Annotated in this window: 20 protein-coding genes, 1 other RNA gene, 1 pseudogene and 1 riboswitch; of the genes and pseudogenes, 3 read left to right on the top strand and 19 right to left on the bottom strand. The window is 30.0% G+C overall.

From position 1 onward, the window contains the following. Positions 1 to 182: 182 nt before the first annotated feature. Positions 183 to 1,808 (top strand): aspartate 4-decarboxylase, encoded by a 1,626-nt coding sequence (gene aspD / locus KIB46_RS12850; protein ID WP_291672382.1) that lies wholly within the window; start codon positions 183 to 185, stop codon positions 1,806 to 1,808. 403 nt (positions 1,809 to 2,211) lie between these two features. Here aspD and KIB46_RS12840 read toward each other — a convergent pair whose 3' ends face one another. The 14 genes from KIB46_RS12840 to KIB46_RS12775 form a co-directional block, all read right to left on the bottom strand. Further along, positions 2,212 to 2,949: an ECF transporter S component gene (locus tag KIB46_RS12840; protein WP_291672380.1), complete on the bottom strand. Its 738-nt coding sequence runs from the start codon at positions 2,947 to 2,949 to the stop codon at positions 2,212 to 2,214. Next, on the bottom strand, positions 2,928 to 4,577 hold the full coding sequence (locus KIB46_RS12835; RefSeq protein WP_291672378.1) for an ABC transporter ATP-binding protein: 1,650 nt from the start codon (positions 4,575 to 4,577) through the stop codon (positions 2,928 to 2,930). Before KIB46_RS12835 ends, KIB46_RS12840 begins: the two co-directional genes overlap by 22 nt. Continuing rightward, entirely contained in the window at positions 4,559 to 5,437 is an 879-nt protein-coding gene (locus KIB46_RS12830) for an energy-coupling factor transporter transmembrane component T (RefSeq protein WP_291672376.1), read from the bottom strand. Before KIB46_RS12830 ends, KIB46_RS12835 begins: the two co-directional genes overlap by 19 nt. A gap of 21 nt (positions 5,438 to 5,458) precedes the next feature. Then, entirely contained in the window at positions 5,459 to 6,181 is a 723-nt protein-coding gene (locus KIB46_RS12825; protein WP_291672374.1) for a DUF4430 domain-containing protein, read from the bottom strand. A gap of 3 nt (positions 6,182 to 6,184) precedes the next feature. After that, positions 6,185 to 7,723, bottom strand: coding sequence for a prenyltransferase/squalene oxidase repeat-containing protein (locus tag KIB46_RS12820; RefSeq protein ID WP_156560659.1), 1,539 nt, complete (start codon positions 7,721 to 7,723; stop codon positions 6,185 to 6,187). Between the two features lie 140 nt (positions 7,724 to 7,863). After that, a riboswitch (cobalamin riboswitch) is annotated at positions 7,864 to 8,046 on the bottom strand. 98 nt (positions 8,047 to 8,144) lie between these two features. Further along, entirely contained in the window at positions 8,145 to 9,530 is a 1,386-nt protein-coding gene (locus KIB46_RS12815) for an aminopeptidase (protein WP_156560657.1), read from the bottom strand. Between the two features lie 80 nt (positions 9,531 to 9,610). Continuing rightward, entirely contained in the window at positions 9,611 to 10,522 is a 912-nt protein-coding gene (gene hprK, locus KIB46_RS12810; protein WP_156560655.1) for an HPr(Ser) kinase/phosphatase, read from the bottom strand. A gap of 13 nt (positions 10,523 to 10,535) precedes the next feature. Beyond that, positions 10,536 to 10,724 (bottom strand): DUF896 domain-containing protein, encoded by a 189-nt coding sequence (locus KIB46_RS12805; protein ID WP_156560653.1) that lies wholly within the window; start codon positions 10,722 to 10,724, stop codon positions 10,536 to 10,538. A 755-nt stretch (positions 10,725 to 11,479) separates the two neighbouring features. Continuing rightward, a non-coding RNA gene (gene ssrS, locus KIB46_RS12800) (6S RNA) lies at positions 11,480 to 11,673 on the bottom strand. Between the two features lie 51 nt (positions 11,674 to 11,724). Next, complete coding sequence (locus KIB46_RS12795) at positions 11,725 to 12,120, bottom strand: hypothetical protein (RefSeq protein WP_156560651.1); 396 nt, start codon at positions 12,118 to 12,120, stop codon at positions 11,725 to 11,727. A gap of 16 nt (positions 12,121 to 12,136) precedes the next feature. Continuing rightward, the gene (locus KIB46_RS12790) at positions 12,137 to 12,379 is read right to left on the bottom strand and encodes a DUF1292 domain-containing protein (protein ID WP_049179590.1); all 243 of its coding nucleotides are present in this window, start codon (positions 12,377 to 12,379) and stop codon (positions 12,137 to 12,139) included. Between the two features lie 149 nt (positions 12,380 to 12,528). Beyond that, the gene (locus KIB46_RS12785; RefSeq protein WP_156562935.1) at positions 12,529 to 13,704 is read right to left on the bottom strand and encodes an FprA family A-type flavoprotein; all 1,176 of its coding nucleotides are present in this window, start codon (positions 13,702 to 13,704) and stop codon (positions 12,529 to 12,531) included. Between the two features lie 107 nt (positions 13,705 to 13,811). Beyond that, positions 13,812 to 16,094 carry an RNA polymerase recycling motor HelD gene (helD, locus tag KIB46_RS12780; RefSeq protein WP_291672367.1) on the bottom strand — a complete coding sequence of 761 codons (2,283 nt, stop codon included), beginning with the start codon at positions 16,092 to 16,094 and terminating at the stop codon, positions 13,812 to 13,814. A 218-nt stretch (positions 16,095 to 16,312) separates the two neighbouring features. Then, complete coding sequence (locus tag KIB46_RS12775) at positions 16,313 to 16,909, bottom strand: TetR/AcrR family transcriptional regulator (RefSeq protein ID WP_156562939.1); 597 nt, start codon at positions 16,907 to 16,909, stop codon at positions 16,313 to 16,315. A gap of 109 nt (positions 16,910 to 17,018) precedes the next feature. Here KIB46_RS12775 and KIB46_RS12770 point away from each other — a divergent pair, with 109 nt between their 5' ends. Beyond that, entirely contained in the window at positions 17,019 to 17,879 is an 861-nt protein-coding gene (locus KIB46_RS12770; protein WP_291672364.1) for a DegV family protein, read from the top strand. A 127-nt stretch (positions 17,880 to 18,006) separates the two neighbouring features. On the opposite strand, the gene KIB46_RS12765 is transcribed toward KIB46_RS12770, so the two are convergent. After that, the gene (locus KIB46_RS12765; RefSeq protein ID WP_156562944.1) at positions 18,007 to 18,540 is read right to left on the bottom strand and encodes an ECF transporter S component; all 534 of its coding nucleotides are present in this window, start codon (positions 18,538 to 18,540) and stop codon (positions 18,007 to 18,009) included. Positions 18,541 to 18,773: 233 nt separating this feature from the next. On the opposite strand from KIB46_RS12765, the pseudogene KIB46_RS16425 reads away from it, so the two are divergent. Next, positions 18,774 to 18,833 (top strand): annotated as a pseudogene (locus KIB46_RS16425) (NUDIX hydrolase N-terminal domain-containing protein); the annotation flags it as partial. Between the two features lie 376 nt (positions 18,834 to 19,209). Here the strand turns inward: KIB46_RS16425 and KIB46_RS12760 are convergent. From KIB46_RS12760 to metF, 4 genes are read right to left on the bottom strand one after another with little or no spacing between them, the layout of a single operon-like run. Next, positions 19,210 to 21,606, bottom strand: coding sequence for a homocysteine S-methyltransferase family protein (locus KIB46_RS12760; RefSeq protein ID WP_291672361.1), 2,397 nt, complete (start codon positions 21,604 to 21,606; stop codon positions 19,210 to 19,212). Continuing rightward, positions 21,596 to 22,285, bottom strand: a complete 690-nt coding sequence (locus KIB46_RS12755; protein WP_291672359.1) for a methionine synthase — start codon at positions 22,283 to 22,285, stop codon at positions 21,596 to 21,598. Before KIB46_RS12755 ends, KIB46_RS12760 begins: the two co-directional genes overlap by 11 nt. Next, the gene (locus KIB46_RS12750; RefSeq protein WP_291672357.1) at positions 22,275 to 22,730 is read right to left on the bottom strand and encodes an S-ribosylhomocysteine lyase; all 456 of its coding nucleotides are present in this window, start codon (positions 22,728 to 22,730) and stop codon (positions 22,275 to 22,277) included. Before KIB46_RS12750 ends, KIB46_RS12755 begins: the two co-directional genes overlap by 11 nt. A 13-nt stretch (positions 22,731 to 22,743) precedes the next feature. Continuing rightward, positions 22,744 to 23,631, bottom strand: a complete 888-nt coding sequence (gene metF / locus KIB46_RS12745) for a methylenetetrahydrofolate reductase [NAD(P)H] (RefSeq protein WP_291672355.1) — start codon at positions 23,629 to 23,631, stop codon at positions 22,744 to 22,746. Positions 23,632 to 23,754 lie beyond the last annotated feature (123 nt).

Raw genomic sequence — 23,754 nt, 5'->3', positions numbered from 1 at the left:
ATATTTTATTTTTTATTCTTTAGGAAGAAATGAACTAATATATAGCTAAATTGTTGAAGTTATCCACAATTTAATAATAGATATAATTTCCTAAAGAATAAAAAAACTTATTAAGCAATTATTCAAACGTTGATTTTTAACTTTCAACATAGTTTATATAAATTAAAGAAAGGGTGAATACCGTGGATAAAAAATTACTTGAAGAAATTAAGAACCTAAGTCCTTTTGAATTGAAGGATAAATTAATAAACCTTGCTAATTCTAATGAAAAAAAAGGTGTTAAAATCTTTCTTAATGCTGGTAGAGGAAATCCTAATTGGACTGCTTCTACTCCTAGAGATGCATTTTTTACCTTAGGACATTTTAGCGTTGAAGAAACACGAAAAACCTGGCGTGATGGTGACCTAGCTGGTATGCCTGAAAAAACTAACATTTATAAACATTTTAAATCTTTTTGTACCTCTAATAAAAATTCTCCTGGTATTGAACTATTAGAAAAAGCTATTGATTATGGAATAAATGAATATGGATTTGATGCTGACTCTTGGGTATTTGAATTAGTGGATGGAATCATTGGAGATAACTATCCTGTACCAGATAGAATGCTTTTAAAAATAGAGAAAGTAGTTCATAATTACCTAATTAGAGAGATGGGTGGAACTATTCCTGATGAAGCTAGTCATGACCTTTTTGCTGTTGAAGGTGGAACTGCTGCTATGTGCTACATATTTGATTCTCTTATGGCAAATCATCTTTTAAAAAAGCAAGATACCATTGCCTTAATGGTTCCTATTTTTACTCCATATTTAGAAATTCCTCATCTTTCTAGATATGACTTTAATGTTACAGAAATTCATGCTTGTGAGTTAAATGAAGAAGGTCGTCATACCTGGCAATATCCTTCTTCAGAATTAGATAAACTAGCTAATCCTAATATAAAACTTTTATGCGTGGTTAATCCTAGCAATCCTCCTTCTGTAGCAATTGATGATGCCTCTATGGAATACATTCAAAATATAGTGAAAGAAAAGAATCCAAATCTAATGATTGTTACAGATGATGTATATGGTACTTTTGTTAAAAATTTTAAATCATTTATGATTACATTACCTTATAATACTTTAGGTATTTACTCCTTCTCTAAATACTTTGGAGTTACAGGTTGGAGACTTGGTGTTATTGCTCTTGCAAAAGAAAATGTATTTAATAAACTTATTCATGAGCTTCCTAAAAAAGATAAAGATGATTTAATAAATAGATATAGTTCATTAACTACAAATCCTGAGTCAATATCTTTTATTGATAGAATTGTTGCTGATAGTAGACAGGTTGCTTTAAATCACACTGCTGGTCTTTCTACTCCTCAACAAGTGCAAATGGCGCTATTTTGTTTGTTTGCTTTACTGGACAAAGATAACATCTACAAAAAACAGACTATAGATATTTGTGCAAAACGTAAAAAACTAGTTTATGATCATTTAATTGATTTACCAATGAAAAAAAGTGATATCCATAGTGCTTGTTATTATAATGAGTATGATTTATTGGTATGGGCAAATTTAAGATACGGAATTGACTTTGCTAATTATCTTAAAGAAAAAAGAAACCCCTTAGAATTTCTATTTGACCTTGCTGAGAAATATCATATTATCCTATTGAATGGTGAAGGATTTGACGGTCCAAAGTGGTCAATTCGTGTATCCTTAGCTAACTTAAAGGATGAACAATATAGTAAAATTGGTGAAGCTATAAATGAATTATTTAGTAAATATCATGAGCAATGGCAAGAATCAATTAATAATAGATAATTATCTACAAAAAATTATAAAAAAGGGATTCAAAAAAGAGAAATTGCTTAGCAATTTCTCTCCCCTTATTAACTAATCACTTATTATTTTTCTAGTTTATTATCATTTGTTTCTTCTGGTATTTCTTCTTTTGTTTTATCATCTAAATAACCTGTATTTTCAGATGTAGGATTATTTAATATGCCATCCATAACTAATCCCCCAAGTAAAGCAACAACTATTTCTTCGTAATTACCTGGTATTACATTAAACCCAACTCATTATAAAACCAAAGGAATTAATGCAAATATTGAAATCCATAATCCATAGTTTTTAAAACTGGATAAACCTATATAGCATTCCCTCTTTTTACACTTCTATTATATGTAAAATAGCAGAAGACTGTTACATAAGTTTAATTTATTTAACTTATAACTCTACTCTCTATATTACCTAGTAATCCATGTTTAACCTTTATTCTACTTAATTTTTCTATCATAGACTCTGAAATAAGATATAAAAAAATAACTGTTGATGATGCATGAATTACATCAACCGGAACACCTGATAGTATAAAAGCAATTAATGTAGGAAATGAAATATGGCTGTTCATCATAAATACAGAACTTGTATTCATTATAAATCCATATATAAAAAAAGTTGATAATCCACCAAAAATACATAATATTACTCTTGTGGGCTTTATTATTTCTTTACTGAATATAACTCCACTCAAAAATCCCACTATCCCAAAAGAAAACATTTGCCATGGTGTCCAAGGTCCTTGTCCAAAGAAAAAATTAGATACAAATGCAGTAACTGCACCTGTCAAGAATCCCGCCTCACGTCCTAGAGCAACTCCCGTAATAATTACTATTGCCATTACAGGCTTAAAATGTGGAATCATAAAGAATGCCATTCTCCCTGCAACTCCAATTGCTGATAGTGAAGATATAAGTATGATTTCTCTTGCTTTAGGTTTTCTTTTTTCAAACAGCATAAAGAATGGAATCATAGTATATATAATTACTAATAAGCTTATAAAATAATATCTTCTATCTCCTAACGCAATCCCTCCAAATAATATGGTTGCTGGTATTAAAACTAAAATTATTAATGTACTTATTAATTTTTTCTTCTTTACTCTAGATTCATTTTGCATAACTTAACCACATCCTCACAGGTTATTGCATCATCAAATAAGTGTCTACTCATTTTATTTCCAAAAGTAGTATAAAAATTATTATTCCTAAGAAATTTATTTGTCTCACTAATTGAAGTCAAATTACCATCAAAAAACATTCCACATCTATCTGAATACATAGCTGCAAATTCGATGTCGTGGGTAACCATTATTATTGTTGTTCCATTTTTATTTAACTCCTTTAATATGTTCCCTAACTTTATCTTATAGTCATTATCTAATCCCTTTGTGGGTTCATCTAACAAAAGAATTTTAGGTTCTAAAAGTAATATCTTTGCTAAAGCTACCTTCTGTTTTTCTCCTCCGCTCAAATCATAAGGATGCATATCAAAAAGGTTTTCTATATCAACTAGCTTTGATACTTCTTTTATCTTTTCATTTAATTCTAACTTATTAACACTCTCATAAAACAAAGTTTCTTCTAAATCTAATTTAACTGTACTCTTTACAAATATAGACTTAGGATCCTGTGGAAGTACTGATAGGTTTTTATTAAATAACTCCCTGCAAGAATACTTATTAATTTCTTTTCCTTTAAGTATCACCTTTCCCCTATAAGGTTTATTTAAACCACCAATAACTGATAAGGTTGTACTTTTCCCTGTCCCATTACCTCCAACTATAGAAAATATCTCTCCATCATATACCTTAAAAGACAAGCCTTTTAAAATATCTTCACCCTTCTTATCATATTTAAACCATATATCTTTAATTTCTAATATTACATTTTCTCTTCTTTTAGAAGTTTTATTTAATGATTTATATCTTAAATTCTTTCCTTCAAATAAACTATCAAGATATCTTCTTCCTTCTCTAACTGTAATAGGCAATCCTCTTTTTTCCCCTAAAGATATTGCTACCCTCATTGAAACTGGTAATAAAGATGTAATAACATTTCCTATGTTAGATGGCTCGTCATAAGCTATAATCTCTCCATCTTCCATAACCACTACCCTATCTGCCATAGGAAACACCTCTTCTAACCTATGTTCCGAAATAATTATTGTAACTCCCAAATCATTATTTATTTTCCTTAAAGTTTCTAAAAATTCTGACGATGCAATTGGATCAAGTTGTGAAGTAGGTTCATCTAAAACTAAAACCTTAGGATTCATCGCCATAATAGAAGCTAAATTTAATATCTGTTTTTGTCCACCGGATAATTCTGTTACTTCCTTGGTAAACCACTCTTGTATTCCAAAATAGCTTGCCATCTCTGAAACTTTTAATCTTATTGTTTCATTATCACAACCTAGACTTTCTAGTCCAAAAGCTAATTCATGCCATACCTTATCTGTTACTATTTGTCCTTCTGGATCTTGAAGTACAAAACCTATTTCTGATGCTTGGGTTCTATTGTCCACATATTCTAAAGCTTGACCTTTATATAATATATTTCCTTCTCTACTACCATGTGGTGTTAATGGAGTTTTAAAATGTCTTAGTAAAGTACTCTTTCCACATCCTGACTTTCCACATACAACAATAAAATCTCCTTCTTCTATTATTAAGTTTACTTTTTTAAGAGCTTTTTTTTCTTGGGTTGGATATGAGAAACTTAAATCTTCTATTTTAATAATTTCCATTTTAATTCCTCCAACGCATCTAAAATTATTGGTATTAAGCATAATCCCCCATAAGCTACATAAGATATTATACTAAGCTTACTTATCCTTGCTAATTTTATAGTTGGAAAAAATACTACTCCATTTACTCCTGCTATTCCTCCAACTAAAACTATTCCTATAAACAAAACTATTATTGACAAAATAATCTTATCTCTCTTATCAAATCTATATATTGAAAAACTTGTCCTTCCATTAAGTCCATATCCTCTAGCATTCATTGAATCTGCTGTATCTATTGAATCCTCTAATACCCAGGTAATTAATATTGATAGTATGTTCATACCACTTCTAATCCTTTTAAATAGGTTTCCTTGAGTAACATCTCGCCCCATTGATTTCTGTCCATTTGATATTACCTTTATTTGCTCTTTAATTCTTGGTACAAACCTTAAAACCATGGAGAATATAAGAGATGCTGAAGGAATAACCCTTCCAAATAAATATATAAACTTATCTGATGTCATTATTTCGTTATAGCAACTAAACCATATTATAACTGATATAAACATAACTGACGAACATATAGCATAAACTATACCTTCTAAAGTAAGTGCTTTATCATTTATATAAAGAAGTATTGTTGCTCCTCTATGATTTAATAATACATTTATAGCCACAAAAAATAAAAGCATAGGAAGCATATATAATAAGTTAAATCTTAATGCCTTTACTCCCTTAAGCTTTATTGAATACAGCATGGAACTAATCAAAGAAATCAAGAGGAAAACAGGATGCATAAAAAACATTGAAAGCAATATAACCGCTATTAAATAAGTAAAATTAATTATTGGATGATATGTTGAAAATGTATCTTTCATCCTGTTTTCTCCTTTCAATTTTTAATATCCTCCACCTATGTCATATCCTAGATCACAAGTATATAAAAACTCTATATTCTCTCCACCATTTAAGTTATAGTTTCCTACTCCATAATTAGGAAAACTTCCATTAACCCTATACATCCATCCACTTTGCTTGCCACAATCAAACTCATATATATGATTAATACCTTTTATATAAGCATTATTCTTATTACCACTATAATCTATAGGTATCCTTTTCCCCCTAGTCACCCTATATAAAAGGTCAAATACTGTCTTATCATTTTCAGTTAACTCTACCTTAGTTGATGATAATATTACACCATTATTAATATAATCCTTTTTTTCCATATTAAACTTATCCATATTATCTAATATAGTGTCACATCTAATAGAAAGTGTAACATACCTCTTCTCATCCTTTACAACATCGGTATTTTCATCTTTATCTGTTGTATTATGATTTGGTTTTTCGGGTTCTTTTTTATCTTCATCTTTTACCTGTAATGTAGAAGAAGTTTTTTCCTCTTCTTTTTCTATCTTATCTTCAGGCTTTATATTGTCGTTACCTTCTTCCACCTTTGTAGTGTCTTCTTTTTCTTCATTAGCATAACTATTCTCATCAGAACTTTCTACTATTGTATTATCCTTAGGAACTTCAATTTTGCATCCCTTAATTCCAATAAAGGAAGCTACTACTAAACAAATACATATGATAATACCCTTCCAGTACTTTTTCATATTCTAAGCCTCTTTTACTTCCTTCTTCTTGCTATAAATCATTACTGCTCCACTTAATATTAAGACTGCAAATAAATAACTAAAGTTCGAAGTATCTCCAGTTTGTACAACTTCTGAAGATGATGAGTTATCTTCTTTCCCTTCTTCTTTGTTTCCAGTGTTATTATTAACTTCTGCTTTTTCCAATGCTTCAATCTTAGACTTTGCTTCTAAAACTTCATCATATCCAACAACATATTTCTTATCTTTATCGCTTAAAGCTTCGTATCTACTGATAATGTCTAAAACATCCTTTTTATTTTCTAATGATACATTTTCAGGATTAATTTTGTCCCAGATATCACTATTAATTTTATCTATAGTAAATTGTATTTCAGCTATCTTTGATGATGCAGAGTTTACTTTACTTTCTCCAATAACTTGTACCTTATATTCTTCTGGTAATGAATTAAACTTAGCTAATATAGAATTTACTTCTTCTTTATTATCCAAAGAAATTACTTCTATCCCTGGTAACGCTTCAATTCTTGAATTAACTTCCTTAACAATATTTAAATAATCTGTTGTACTAATAACATCTGTCATATCATATACATAAGTTTTTCCATTTACTAATCTATCATAAGAAACTAATGAATATAATGCTTGCTCTGTTGCCATTCCATTTGCTGCACTATCTGAATGAATATACTTGAAATCTCCACTACCTGTATAGAAGGTCATTAAATTACCAAGTAAGTTGTTTTCTCCCTTTACAAATCCTTCTAACATAGTTGGATTTTCTCCTAAAGCAGTTAATAATGTGATAACTTGAGCTACACTATTTAAATTTTCATTCCCCCATGAAACATATCCACCGTTCTCTGTTTGTAGCTCTGATAAAATTACCATTGACTTATTCATTGTATTCTTTACGTCTTCCCTATCTTGATGTTTTACTAAAGCTTGTAATACCATTGCTGTACTATCTGGTTCAGGTGTTCCCCATCCAAATCCACCATTATCTAATTCATAAGATAATAACGCCTCTATCATCTTATCTCTTGTATTTAAGGCATCTTTAGGTTCTTGATAATTTTTAGAATCTATAGCTATTAATACGTATGCTAATGATGTATAGTATTCATTTAAAATTCCATCTTGATGCCATACTATATCTATCAAATCATTTCCAGCTACATTTCTAGGATCTTGTCCAATAGCTGATACTGATAAAATTAGTTTTGCTAAATCTCCACCTGACATTTTTTGATTGTTTGATATTTTATCTTGAACAAATGCCTCTACCTTGCTGTAATAAGTTTCAAAAATCTCCTTTGGAACTTCTTTATCTGATCTAGCTAGTCCTATAATTGCCCATGAATCCCATGTTATATTGCTTGAGAATCCATTTTGAAATTTTTCTGTATACTTTTGTATAGTTGCATTAAGTACATCATTATAATTCAAGTTTTCTGCTGCACTTATCTTTTGTGTTGGTAATGCAAATAACATTGTAAATACAAATACCACTGCCATTACCTTTGATAATAGTTTTTTCATTTCTTTTCCTCCTCTTTCTTGAAAGAAAATAAAGAAAGGACTCCTTTATTAGGAGTCCTTGTAGTAGCGTTACAAAAATACATAGTACTCTTTGCACTATGCTTTTGCTTCCACCACACTTTATCTCCCACCGAAATAAATTTGTGATATTAATATATGGCAGGTCTCCTGACTTAAGGCTTCAAGCCTACTTTCTCATCTTCCCAAAATAAATTCAGTGATCTTTGAGATTTCGTATCCTTTACAGTAGCGGGGGCTGTTGTGGATTCTAACCACATTCCCTTTTAATTTTCTATATCAAAACCATATATTACTATATTAGTCTATCTTTAAATTTATTCATTTGTCAAGCCTAGCTAAAATTCTCTCTAATTTTTAACATAAAAAAGAAACTGCTCAAATTTGAGCAGTTTCTTTGTAATTAAGCCTCTAATAAGAAAGCATAATATCCTTTCATAGCTTCATATATATCAACCTTACTAGCAACTTCCCAAGGTGCATGCATGTTATGAAGAGCAACACCACAATCTATAACTTCCATATTGTAATTAGCTAAGATATAAGCGATTGTTCCACCGCCTCCTTGGTCAACTTTTCCTAATTCAGCTGTTTGGAATGTAACATCATGCTTATCCATAATAGCTCTAAGTTCTGCTATGAACTCTGGATTAGCATCATTACATCCTCCCTTACCTCTAGAACCTGTATACTTATTGAATACTAGTCCCTTACCAAAATAAGCAGAGTTCTTCTTTTCCATTACTGATGGATAATTAGGGTCAAAAGCAGCACTAACATCTGAAGATAACATTTTAGAATTCTTTAATGCTCTTCTAAGTTTTATATCAGAATAATCTCCTACTCTATCCATAACTTCTGCAACAGTATTTTCAAAGAATTTAGATTGCATTCCTGTAGCACCAACACTACCTATTTCTTCTTTATCAACTAAAAGGCATACACAAGTTTTATCTATTCTTTCAACTTTTAGCATTGCCATAAGTGAAGTGTATGAACATACTCTGTCATCATGACCATATGCCATAACCATACTTCTATCAATACCATAATCTCTAGCCTTACCAGCTGGTACAATTTCTAGTTCTGCTGATAAGAAATCTTCTTCTTCTATTCCATATTTATCATTTAAAATCTTTAATATATTAGCTTTAACAGCGTCTTTCTCTTCATCCTTTAAAGGCATACTACCAACAAGTACGTTTAGGTCTTCACCTTCAATTACCTTGTTAGCTTTCTTTTCTTGTTGAGTTTGAGCTAAGTGAACTAGAAGATCTGATATTCCTATTACAGGATCATTATCATCTTCACCAATAACTATATCAACCTTAGTTCCATCCTTCTTGCACACTACACCATGTATAGCTAAAGGTAATGTAACCCACTGATATTTCTTTATTCCACCATAATAATGTGTTTCTAAAAGGGCAAGGTCTGTATCTTCATATAATGGATTTTGCTTTAAATCTAATCTTGGAGAATCTATATGTGCCCCTAATATCTTCATTCCATCTTCCATAGGTCTTTCACCAACTATAAATAAAGCTATAGCTTTATCCATATTATTTGCATAGACCTTATCTCCAGCCTTTAAAGCTTCGCCATTTTTAATAACATCATCTAAATTCTTATAGCCATTTTCTTCAGCTATTCTAATAGTTTCCTTTACACATTCTCTTTCTGTCTTACATAGGGACATAAAGTTCTTATATCCTTCATTAAAATCGAATATCTCCTTTATACCTTGTTCATCATATTTTTCCCATGCGCATTTTTCATTTTTGCTCATACTTTATAGCCTCCTTTAATATATAGAAATAGTTTATCCCTTATCCTCAATTATTATATTGTAAGATAGGGATAAACTTATTACTTATCGCTAACTAAATTCATTCTGCTTTCTATTATATCTACAGCAGAAACGTTAGACATTAATGAATACCTATAGTTTACTGCTGCTGCTTCAATAATTACAGCTATATTTCTACCTGGTCTTACCGGTACAGTTAACTTTCTAACTGGTACACCTAATATATCCATATAATCAAAGTTATTTCCTAATCTATCGTAATCATTATCATCTTTCCAGTGTTCAAAATGCATTACTAAAGTTATTGTTTTCTTTAGCAGAATAGAACTTATACCATAAAGAGCTGGTACATCTATAATTCCAATCCCCCTAACCTCTAACATACCTCTAGTTATGCTTGGAGATGATCCTATTAGTTCCCCATCAATTTCTTTTATATCAACAGCATCATCTGTAACTAATCTGTGTCCTCTCTTAATTAATTCTAATGCTGTTTCACTCTTACCTATACCACTTTCTCCAGTTATTAATATACCAATACCCGATACATCAACTAAAACCCCGTGAAGACGTGTTTCTGGTGCTAACTTATCTGATAAATATATAGTTAAATTACTCATAAGCTTTGTAGTAACTAATTTACTTCTAAGCACCCATATGTTTTTCTTATTTGCAGCATTGATTAATTCTTCATGAGGTTCAAGACCTCTAGAAATAATTATGCAATGCATAGGAAATGTAAAATACTTATTTAATCTCTTCTTCCTAAACTCAACTTGCATATCATCCAAAAAGCTCCATTCAGCTTTACCTATTACCTGTAATCTTTCAGGTGCAAAATAATTATAAAATCCCGCAAGTTGAAGTCCCGGCCTATTTATATCGTTTACGGTTATAAGCTCATTAGGTTTTCCTTCTACTAAAACCTCTAAGTCAAAATCTTTAATTAGTTTCTCAACTGTTACCGACAATCCCCATCACCCTTTATTTTTTATTAAGTTCTATCCCATCTAATTGTGCTCTAAAGTTCCTTTTAACATTATCAATATATCTTCTTCTAAGCTTTTGTTGTATTTCTTTTTCTTTATCTGATAAGCCTTCTTCTTGGCTTTTTTTATAAAGCATATTTATGTGTTCTATTACTTCTTCTATTTTCATTGAATCTATATCCATTACTACAACTCCTTTGTTACTTCTTAAGCTTATTTTACCTATAATTTTCTATATTATCAACCTTTCACAATGTTAATATTTCTTAACTTTATATTACTTTCTGTTATTTTCTATTAATATTTTCGCCAATTTTCGTATTTAAAATACTTTTATCATGGTAGATATTAATTAATTTTACTTGAAGAAAACCTTCGCAAATTTAGTTTTGTTAATTCTTGTCACTTAATGTTGCATGAAATAATTTTACATTTTTTTGGGGCATGTTATAATTATAAACAAGGAAAACTTACGAATTTTGGAAAAAGAGGTGATATTATGAAAATACATAAACTATCAAAAATAATTAAACGCGAAAAGTTATTTTTAAATATATTATTAAAGTTTCTTTCCCCAACTAATAAAATTTGTGTTCTCTTATCTCAAAAGTTGGACAAGCACGTAGCAATCTATCAACATCACATTTACGTAAGATATAAAAGGAAGCACAAAAAATACTTTGAACCTGAAAGATTGACTGCTTAAATATATAATAAAAAATCCTAGTTCCACTGTGAATTCATAGATTTTTTAACTATATATCCTTTCTAAACTAAGTAAATAATAATTATAGGACAATATATTTTTATTCTTTAGGTATAAATAGGGTTTTATATCGTATTTATACTCTGAAGTTATTTATATATTTATCATAATGCACTTTCCTAAAGAATAAAAAATACCTCAATAATAAATTATTGAGGTATTTAAAGTCAATACTAAGTCCCAACATGCCGTTTGCTTATATATTCAGACCTGCTCCTCGCAGGTGGGTTAAGCTCATTCTACTTTTGCCATCTTCTGCCACAAAATTGTGAATTAAATGAAGCCCGACATCCATAAAAGCTGTTGCAAATCCCGTTTATCATATGTAGGTTGAATATGATAAGCTAGGCGCACATCTCAGGATTTCTTATGACTCTATTATAGCACATTTTTTTTTCATTTCAATAGAAATTATTTACTATAAGTAATCGTTTAAAACTTCTTCCAAATCTTCCTCAAAATCCTCTGAACACAAGATAGTAACAAACTTCATATAGTCTGCATTATTAACATCTATTTCCACTTCTTTTATCTTACTTGCAAGCTCAAGTTCATCTCCTAAATCTTCTACAATACCTTCAACATTATCTTTAGCAACATCAGATAAATATGATAAATACCAATCACGATACCATTCATCGCTCTCTTCTTCTAAATCACTTTCTTCATTGGCATATGCTCTTGCCGCAAGTATCTCCTCTTTATCAAAATCATAATAAAATTTTAAAACTATAAAATTATCTTCTGTTTTAACCTCTTCAATTTCAGATAATCCATTTTCCTCTAAAAATTCTATTATTTCTGTTGTTTGCATAGTAAAACTCCCCTTATTAATATACTAATTTTTTATATTCTTTTTTTACTGCTAAGAACTCTTCATCATCTTCTACAAGATTAAGTTCTTCTTTTCCATCTACATTATCAACTCTAAAGATAAATACATCTTCACTTTCTTCATCTAAAGGTGCTAATAATAAATATTCTTGCTCTTTTAAATATATTCTAGCAACTGCTTCAAAATCGACTTTATTTCCATCTTCATCTCTAAAAGACATTATCTCTCTATCTTCCATTTTCTATACCTCACTTTACTTAAGTTATTATTTCCATTGTATTATATTATAAACATATATTAAGTTAAATAAAAATTTTATGATATAATTCATCAAAATAAAAAAACACTAGTACTAGCTAGTGTTTTTTATCCCAATGAAGTTCCTAATTACATATTTTCTATAAACTTTTCAATCATCTCATCAGCTTCTTTATACTCTTTTTCAGCTGGTACAAATTTAAATCTAAATCCTGGATCTACAACCTTTAAACTTAAAGACTTCATTCTGTCTGTAAGCATTTGAACACCATTTCCACTCCATCCATAAGAGCCAAATGCCATAGCAGCTTTTCCTTTATTAATAATTGGATTAACAAGAGATAATAAATCCCAAGCTGGTTTAACTGCATCTGAATTTATTGTAGGTGATCCAACCATAAATCCTTTTGATTTTTCAATTAACTCAATACAATCTTCTATATTCATTGAAGTTATTTCATGAACTCCAGCTTTATATCCCTTTTCATTAAGCTTATTACAAATATAATTAGCCATTGCTCTAGTATTTCCATAAGCAGATATATAGAATATCTCAATTTTATTTGGATCTACTGGCTCTACAGTTGACCATTCCTTATATAATTCTAAATACTTTTTAACATCTTCTCCACTATGAACTGGTCCATGACTTGTTCCTATCATTTCAATATCTAAATTTTTAATCTTATCAAGAGCTTTTAAAACAAAAGGCTTAAATGGTCCCATGATACAGTCAAAGTAATATTTCATTTCAGTTAAGTAGTCATCTCCACCAACTTCTAAAACTGTACCTTCTGGACAATAATGACACCCAGTAAAGTCACATGTAAATAAGAACTTATTCTCCTTTACATAAGTAAACATAGTATCTGGCCAATGTAAATTAGGAGCTTTTATAAATTGTAAAGTCGTCTTTCCTAAAGAAATATCTTCACAAACTTCCTTAGAATTAAAAGGTTTATTTAAAATCTCTTTTAAATAATTAATAGCAGCTTTTGTTCCTAAAACTGTAGCTTCTGGATAATCATCTAAAAGTTTAGTTAAAGAACCACTATGATCTAATTCTGTATGTTGAACTACTATATAATCAACTTTTCTTTCTCCAATTACATCCTTTAACTTTTCTTTAAAATCATCATAGAATCCATTCTTACAAATATCTACTACAGCTACCTTTTCATCATTTATAACATAAGAGTTATATGTAGTTCCTCTTTTTGTTTCCATAATAATATCAAAGATTCTTAGTTCTGCATCTTTAACACCAATCCAATGTATATTATCTTTTAAGTTAACTGCTGGCATTTTGTTCCCTCCTAATAATTATTATCTTATAACATTAATTTTATTATACTCCCATCCTGACTTTGTTACAATATTATCAACAAACAATTTACTTTATTAACTCATATTTAATTATTATTATCTTTAATCATAAATGTCATTCTATTAAGCTTTATTATATATTCATAGTGAAGAGCCCTAGTTAAAGATACATATAGCAATCTTTTATCTAAAATATTGTCACCATAGCTTTCTTCACTTGGATTTAAAATTATTGTGCAATCAAACTCTAATCCCTTAGTAAGATATGAAGGAATTATAATTAACTCATCTTCTAACTTTTTCTCTTTTCCCTTTATCAAAGTAAAAGTATTCTTAGTCTTTAACTTTTTAAATAATTCTAAAGCTTCATGGCTATTTTTTGTAACTATAGCTATACTTCTCTTACCATTTCCTTTTACCTCTTCCACTATATTATCTATTACCTCTGAATATTCATTAATACTTTCTACATCTATTACCTTTGGCACATCACCATGCCTTAACACTGGCATTGCATTCTTTAATCCAAGTTTTTGTGCTTTTAAAGCCCCTGAAGCAAAATCAATAATTTCTACCGTTGATCTATAACTCTGTGTTAATTGTATATAAGTTGCATTTCCCTTAAATAAACCTTCTGTTATGTCTTCCCACTTTTTTATCCCCTTGTAATAATAAATTCCCTGTGCTAAATCTCCAACTAAAGTTAATGAATTGCCTCTAGATAATTTATTTATTAAATATATTTGTAGGGGACTATAATCTTGAGCTTCATCCACAACAATATGCTGGAACTTCTCTTTTTCATCTATTCCCTCTAAAATCATTCTTATATATAAAAGTGGTGCTAAATCATCCTCATCTATAATATTTCTTTCATAATTTTTATTAATTTCATCCTTCATAAAGCTTGCTAATTCTTCAGGTACTTTTCCATCAATAGCAATATCAAATAATATTTCATCATTAAAAAAATTATAGTATATATCCTTTGGATTTATTCCTCTCCAATTTTTGAAATAGTTATTAAATTCTTTTTTAGAATTAGACTTTATATTATTTTTCATTTCATCTCTTTTATCATAGAGTTTAATAAGCCCCTCTCTTCTTTCTTGAAAGTCTTTTAAAGTCATCTTAAATTCTTTTATTTTTACCTCCCATTCTCTATCAACTTTTAATGTTAGTTCTTCTATCTTTCCTTTTAATTTAAGATTTAAGTATCTCTTAATCTCATCTTTCCTCTTATTAATTGGATATGACTTTAAGTCTTTTAAATACAACCTTGCAATTTCTTTTCTAGAAAACAGAACATAATCATCTATCTTTATGTCCTCTATTTCCATAGAGCTTCCTTCAACTAACGCAATATATCTATCAAGAATAGTTTTAAATAAAAGGCTTCCTTTAATTTGGGATGAATTTGAAATATTTAACCTTCTCTTCTCATCCTTTACCTCCATTAAATCTTTAAGCTTTTCATCTTTATTATAGATTTTTCCCTTTAATTTAAGCTTCGATAACATAAGCTCTTCGAAGGTATTTTGATTTACCTCAGTTGCTCCTAATGATGGTAAAATATCTGAAATATAATCTAAAAATAGCTTATTAGGTGCCAAAACTAATATTTCATTACCACTCATTTTTTCCTTATATCTATAAATTAAATAAGCTAGTCTATGAAGTGCTATTGTTGTCTTTCCCGATCCTGCTGATCCTTGAACTATTATAGGTAAATTCTTTGGCCACCTTATAATGTCATTTTGCTCCTTTTGAATAGTTGCAACTACTTCCTTAAGTTTCTTCCCCCTACTTGTTTCAAGATTAATCTTAAGAAATTTATCTACTAACTCTTCTCCTTCTTCTCCATTTATCATAAGCTCATTTATTCCTTCATCAAATATTTGCTTTATATCACCATCTTCAAAAAGAAATTTTCTTTTAAGCTCAAGTTTCCCCTCTATTATTCCACTGGGGGCTTTATAATAAGCCTCTCCCCCTGTTCCACTATAATATAAATCTGCTACAGGAGCTCTCCAATCCACTACTATTTCATCCCCATTTTGACTATTGTTAATCCCCTGCTTTCCAATATAAATTTTTTCTGTTAATCCTCTATATTCTCTAAAATCTACCCTACCAAAGTAAGGTACTTCTAAAGCGCTTTTATAGCTATCAATGTCCTTAGATAAAACCTCACTTATTTTCTCTACTGCCTCTTTTTCTACATCATACTTTCCCTTAGTTTCTTTTCTTAAATTATTAAGCTTGTTTTCTATATTTAAAGCATCAGACTTCTTTTGCTCTAATTCAAATTTTATTATGTCCCTTTTTACTTTAAGTATCTTCTTTTCCTCTAATAAATTTATATTCATAAGTTCTTACCTCATATTTTATATATTTAATTATAAACTATAAAAAGCCCTGTAATCAGAGCCTTTTATAATTTACTATTAATTTCTTTTATTTGTTTTTATCTTTTTATATTTTCTTATAAGCATCATAAATTCCATCTCTTACTGCTTCTCTAATACACCTTTACCTATCTTTTATAAAGCAAAAAAGAAACCTGATATTTTCTAGTTTCTTGAATTTAAAATTTATTTATTAATACGCCTGCCATTATAGTTTTAAAATCCATTTCAAATTGTTCTAACAAATTATAATCTCCGTTGTGAATTCCCCAATCGAAAATAAGTCCACGTAAAAATCTAATACAATAGTTTGTTAAATATTCTAAGGTATACCCTGATGATATAACCCCTTCTTCAATACAACGATTAATTTGTTCTTTTATTGCTTGATAATATGGACGTTTAGGGTCAAAAACGGAAATATTAACTCCATCTAACAAGACTTTATGATATTCCTTAACTAGTATCCCAGCCTCATTTACAATAAAAAGTACATATATTTTTAAAATTTCATGTAGTCCTTCCATTATCTCCATATCATTACATGATTTTATAAAATCTGGTGTAACTAGCTTGTCAATTTGGTAATATGTATCCTTTAATACTTCTTCTTTACTACTGTAATAATGATAAAATGCTCCATTAGAAACTCCTGAATTCTTACAAATATCACGAATGGTAGTATTTTTAACTCCCTTTTCTTTAACCAACTTTATAGCAGCTGATAAGAGCTTTTCTTTTGTATCAGACGTACATTTATAACTGTTTCTACGCATAATTTTCACCTCTTATTTCTCGATTATACTTTATATTAAATTGACAAGCAAGTTAAAACTATCTTATAATATTTTAAAACAGAGCATTGCTCTGAATTGGAGGGTACGCATGAAAAATAAAATAGCAATTGTAACTGACACAAATAGTGGGATAACTCAAGAAGAAGCAAAGGAATTAGGTATTTACTTAATAGCAATGCCTTTTTTTATAAATGATAATACATATTATGAAGGAGTTACATTATCACAAGAAGAGTTTTTTAAAAAACTAGAAGCTGATGAAAATATATCTACCTCTCAACCTTCGCCTGGAACAGTGATAGAACTTTGGGACAACTTATTAAAAGATTATGATTATATTTTACATATTCCTATGTCAAGTGGATTAAGTAGCTCTATGGAAACTGCTAAAATGCTTTCTAGCGATTATAATGGAAAAGTTCTAGTGGTTGATAATAAAAGAATATCTGTTACATTTAGACAATCTATTTTAGATGCTTTATACCTTATAGAGAAGGGACTATCTGCAAAGGATATACAAGAAATTTTAGAAAAAGAAGCTTTAGAAGCTATAATCTATGTTACAGTTGATACTCTAAAATATTTAGAAAAAGGTGGTCGTATCACCCCTGCTGTAGCTGCTTTAGGAAGTATGTTTAATATAAAGCCAGTTTTACTAATTGATGGTGGAAAGCTAGATACATATAAGAAAGTTAGAGGGTTAAAAAGTGCTCAAAAGGCAATGATAGAAGCAATAAAAAATGATATTGAAAATAGATTTAAAGGAACGGATTATTTAATTCAAACAGCTTATTCAGGTGATATTGAACAGGGGAAGAAGTGGAATGAAACAGTTAAACAGGCATTTCCAGAACATGATGTTTATAACGATGTACTTCCAATGAGTATATGTTGTCATGTTGGACCTGGAGCTTTAGGAATAACATGTGTTAAAAAAATATCTTTATAATAAAAAAATGTGGAGTGGATATTTATTTTGTTTGTTCCGTCGCAAGCTCCAAATCACATCAAAACAAATATCCACCCCACTCATACTAAGAGTAATCAAAATTATTTTGATTACTTTTTTTTATCTGCTATATTTCTGCAGCGTTATTAAATTCTCCAAAGGTATCGTATATATTACATCTTCTTGCCCTACTAACACTCTTTATTACAGCATATGATAGTACGCTATCAAATAAATGATGTGCTATAGTACCAATACAAGTAATTACAATTAAATAGTATAAATCAAATCCTACAAAAGGAATAACAACAAGTGCTTCTGCTAGTCCATGAATAGGTGCAGTTACAATAGTGGCTAATTTATAATTCTTCTTTTTCTTAATTATTAATGCCCCAACATATCCAACTAAAATATGTGTTGCTGCTCTAAATACAACTGGCATTATTGTACCTGTTAATAAAAATCCAATTGTTGACCCTATTCCTACTACAATAGCAACCATTGGTGAAATCATCATAGCAACAAACATTGGTAAATGTGATGCTGGCGTTGCTGTAAAAGGTCCTATTATTACTTTTATACCACTAAATATTACTGGTATTATAATTGCTAGCGCTATAAGTAATGCTGCATAAATCATTTGTTTTGTCTTATTTCTCATTTTTACATCCCCCTTTTGGTGTATATACACTAGTTTACACCATACATTTACCTTTGTAAACCTAGTTAAACATTTACAGGAAATTTTTTAGTAAATTTTACTTTTTTCTTACTTTAAGGTTAATTAAAATGAATTTGTATTATAAATCATAATCTATAATACAAATGAGTACTTTTATAAAAAGGAGATATATTTCGAAAGATTATTTAGTGGATATTTCAATAGAACTCTAATCCATTGCTCAAGCAGGCCTAGAATATTCTAAAAATAAATTTGATACTGAAGGATTTTAAAGAGTAAGAGAAATATCTTATTCTTTAAATGAAATTCCTGGATTATCTGTAAGTGGAACATCACAGGATCAAATAAAGATGTGTTTTGATGCATATAATCCTCCTAACTGGGAAGTTGTTTATGATTAAGAAAAGAAACTATTACATTTTTGAATAGTTTCTTTTTTCAATCGATATAATGCCAATGCAACAAGAATGGAATGCTATTTAAATAGTAAACAAGCAAAAAACTTATGACCGTAAAAGTAAAATATTCTTAAAAAGTACTTGGCTGTGGCACTAAAAAATTAGTCTGCAGCTCATTTTAAATAAAAAGAAACTACCAAAAGCAGTTTCTTCCTATCTCTTTATTATTTTGGTTGTATTTTTCTCCTTATCAACTTTTAAAAAACTCTTTAGCAATTTCAACTGCTTCTTTAGCATCTTTTGAATAATAGTCTGCACCTATCATATCAGCATACTCCTTAGTTAATACTGCTCCTCCTACAAATACCTTACCTTTATAACCTGCACCCTTTAAAGCTTTTATAGTCTCTTCCATGCTTTTAATTGTAGTTGTCATTAAAGCACTTAAACCAACTAATTGTATATCTTCATCCATAGCAGTTTTAACTACACTTTCTATAGGTACATCCTTACCTAAATCTAAAATATCATATCCGTAATTCTGAAGAATAACCTTAACTATATTTTTACCTATATCATGAATATCTCCCTTTACAGTAGCTAAAATAATTCTTCCCTTTGAAATATTATTTTCCTTTTTATCACTTAATTTTTCCTTTATAACCTCAAAGGCATTCTTTACTGTTTCTGCTGATTGTATAAGCTGTGGTAAGAAAATTTCACCCTTTTCATACTTTTGTCCTACCTCATCTAAAGCAGGAATAAGCATATTATTTACAACTTCAAGTTCCTCCATGGTTTCTAGCAGTTCTCTTGTTGTAATGGACGCCTCTTCTTTAAGACCTTTTATTACAATATACTTTAAATCCTTATTAACTGTAGAATCTTCCTTTTTAATAATCCCAGCTGTAACCACTCCTCTTTCTACTTCTCCACTACCATAAAGGGAAATATATTTCTCAGCCCCCTTATCATAGTTATAAAGAACATTATAAGAGTTAATTACGTCCATCATACCTCTACTATTAGGATTCATTATAGGCAAATCTAACCCACAGCCTAAAGCTAAGGAAAGAAATGTTTCATTAATTAATTCTCTGCAAGGTAATCCAAAGGAAATATTAGAAACCCCAAGCAATGTTTTTACTCCTAATCTTTCCTTAACCATTCTTAATGCCTTTAGAGTTTCTTTTACCTCTGCCTGCTGTGCTGATGCTGTAAGAACCAAGCAATCTATTAACACATTACTTTTATCTATTCCATATTCCTTAGCTTTCATTACTACTTTTTCTGCTATTTTAAATCTCTCTTCAGCTGTAGAAGGAATTCCTTTTTTATCTAAAGTAAGACCAACAACATTAGCACCATACTTTTTAACTAATGGAAGTATCCTTTCTAAGACCTCATCTTCACCATTTACTGAGTTTACTATTGCCTTTCCATTATAAGCTCTAAGTCCAACTTCTATTGCATTTATGTCCGACGAATCTATTTGAAGTGGGGTATCTATTATTCCTTGTATTTCCTTTATTACCCTCTTCATCATATCTTTCTCATCTATCTCTGGTAGTCCTACATTTACATCTAGAATCTCTGCCCCTGCCTCAACTTGGTCTATAGCTTGCTTTAAAATATAATCCAGATCATTATTCTTTAAAGCTTCTTTAAATAACTTCTTACCTGTTGGGTTAATTCTTTCTCCAATTACCTTTACCCCTTCTATTTCTACCACCTTAGAAGGGGTACATACTGCTGAATAAGAAACCTTTTCCCTTTTAACTCTTTTATTATTATCTGCTAACTCCCTTAATTCTTTAATACCCCCTGGAGTAGTACCACAGCATCCACCAATTATACTTACTCCTTCTTTAATAAATTCCTTTACCCAAGTAGAAAAATCCTTAGCTGAAATATCATAAATAGCTTCACCAAATGATATTGTTGGAAGTCCTGCATTAGGTTGAGTCATTATAGGAAGATTAGTCCACTTCTTTATCCTTTTTACTATTGGTAATAGTTCTTTAGGCCCTAAAGAACAATTTATTCCTATAGCATCTGCTCCTAGCCCCTCTAAAACCATAGCCATACTTTCTGGTGTACAACCTGTAAATGTCCTTCCATTCTCCTCAAAAGACATTGTACAAAATACAGGAAGGTTACTATTTTCTTTTGAAGCAAGTAATGCTGCTTTTGCTTCATATAAATCAGTCATAGTTTCTATTAGAATAATATCTGCTCCTGACTTCTCCCCCTGCACTACTTGTCTTTTAAATATTTCATAAGCTTCATCAAAACTCAATGTTCCCATTGGTTCAAGTAATTGCCCTATTGGTCCAACATCTAATGCTATATAAGCTTCACTATTTCCTCTAGCTTCTTTTGCTATAGACACAGCAGCATCTACTATCTCTTCTACAGAATATCCTGTTTCTTCAAGCTTTAATTCATTTGCTCCAAAGGTATTAGTTGTAATAACCATAGCACCTGAATTTAGGTATTCTTCATGTATCTCTCTAACTTTATCTTTATCTTTTATATTAAATAGTTCTGGATTTTCCCCAAGCTTTAATCCCTTTTTTTGAAGCATAGTACCCATAGCCCCATCAAAAACTAATATATTATCTTCTAAATATTTCTTAACTTCCACAAACAATCCCCTCTTTTCTAAAGCTACAATTTTCATAATTCTTGCAAACCTCACAGCCTTTTTTTGGGACTTCTTTGTCCTTTGGAATTAATCCAATAATAGCTGTTACAGACTTTCTTGGTATCAATAAGTTATGAGCCGAAACTGTTAATCCTATAGTTTTCTCTGCCTTTAGTGTATTTATTATATCTTTTTGAACATCTAATGATAAATCTCCATATCCTGGGCTGTATCTAAAGGTTATGGACTCTCCATTTCCTATTGCTTCCCCCTTTATATAATCCTCTACCTTATCGCATATCTCTTCTACTGCTGTAGTGGCACAGGAGTCTAATATTAAAGACTTAGTTAAATTAGTTTTGCCATAGAGGTTAATCCTCTTTTCAATATTTCCCCCTATGGTAACTCCCATTAATACACATTCTTTAGAATCTTTTAAATGCTCTTTTATATCATTTCCAGTTAAAAGAATAGTTGTCCCTAATAACTTTACTCCATTCTCTACTAAACTCACTTTGCACCTAGATGTAATGAATCTTGGAGTTATTAAGGTTTTACTTTCCTCTATGGTTAAATTTATTAATTCATCTAATTTTTCATCTATTGTTTGAGACCTATAACCTAAATACCTAAGGACTTCATACTTAGGTATTTCTAGTTTTCCTATTTTATTCTCCATAAATATTTAAAGAAAATCCTCTTTCTAAAGCTTCTTTTGCATATTCCTTTGCTCCAAATAGGGATAGGTCTCTATAATTACCACATTGTATTTCATTGGCAGCTGGCATTTCTTTAGCATTTAATATATCCTTAAGTGCAGATTCTAAGGCCTCCTTAATTTCTGATGGCTCTCTATCTCCCCAAATGCTCAAATAAAAACCTGTTCTACATCCCATTGGAGATAAATCTATAATACCTTCAAGCTTTTCTCTTAATGTATGTGCTAATAAATGTTCTAATCCATGCATTGCAGCTGTACCAAAAGCTTCTTTATTAGGCTGTAAAAATCTAAGATCAAACTTAGTAACCTTATCTCCCATCTTTCCATCTAACAAACAACACTTTCTAACATAAGGAGCTTGTACTTTTCTATGGTCTAATTCAAAACTTTCTACTTTATTCATTCTTAAATTCCTCCTAAACTAATTCCACTTTATTAACTGATTCTATTATTCTTCCTACGCTACCTGAAATTTTTTCTGCAACGTAGGGATTATTCATTACATACAAATGTATTCCTTCTACACCTGTTGATACTAAGTCTACTATTTGTTCTACTGCATAAGCTATACCAGCATCCCTTAATGCTTCTGGATTATGCTCATATCTCTCCATTATTCTTCTAAACTTATCTGGAAGTGAAGCACCACTTAAGGCTACCATTCTTTCTATTTGCTTCTTATTTGTAACAGGCATTATTCCAGCTTCAATAGGAAGATTTATATTTGCTGCACGAACTTCATCCTTAAAGTTATAGAATAGATTATTATCAAAAAATAACTGAGAAATAAAATAAGATGCTCCTGCTTCTTCTTTTCTCTTCATGCTTTCTATTTCTCTATATAGCCCTTTATGCTCTATATGTCCTTCTGGATAACATGCAGCTGCTATATTAAAATTCCCCTTTTTATTTATAAAGTCTATAAGCTCATTAGCATGATTAAATTCCCCAATAATCTTTCCATCTGCCGGCACATCACCTCTAAGTCCAAGAATGTTTTCTATATTATTTTCTTTAAGCTTTTCTAAATAATACTCTATTTCATTTTTGGTAGAACTTATACAAGTAAGATGAGCTACTGCCTCTATTCCATACTTATTTTTTACTAAGGATGAAAGTTCAATTGTTCTATTATCTTGTACACTTCCACCTGCCCCAAAAGTAATACTCATATAATCTGGACTAAGTCCCTTTAAAGACTCTAAAGTCTTATAAATTGTTTCTATTGATGATGTTGTTTTTGGTGGAAATATCTCAAAGGAAAATACCACCTTTTTGTTCTCAAATAACTCTTTTATATTCATTTTTATGCCCCCAATTATTTAAATAATAAAAAAGGTGTAGCGGATATTTATTTTGCTTGTTCCGTCGCAAGCTCCAAGTCACATCAAAACAAATATCCACCTCACGCGTACTAAAGGTAAGGA

The sequence above is a fragment of the Clostridium sp. genome (assembly GCF_018372875.1).
Lineage (GTDB): Bacteria > Bacillota > Clostridia > Clostridiales > Clostridiaceae > Clostridium.
Note: the sequence above shows the minus strand (reverse complement) of the source record. Positions and strands in the feature narration are given on the sequence as shown.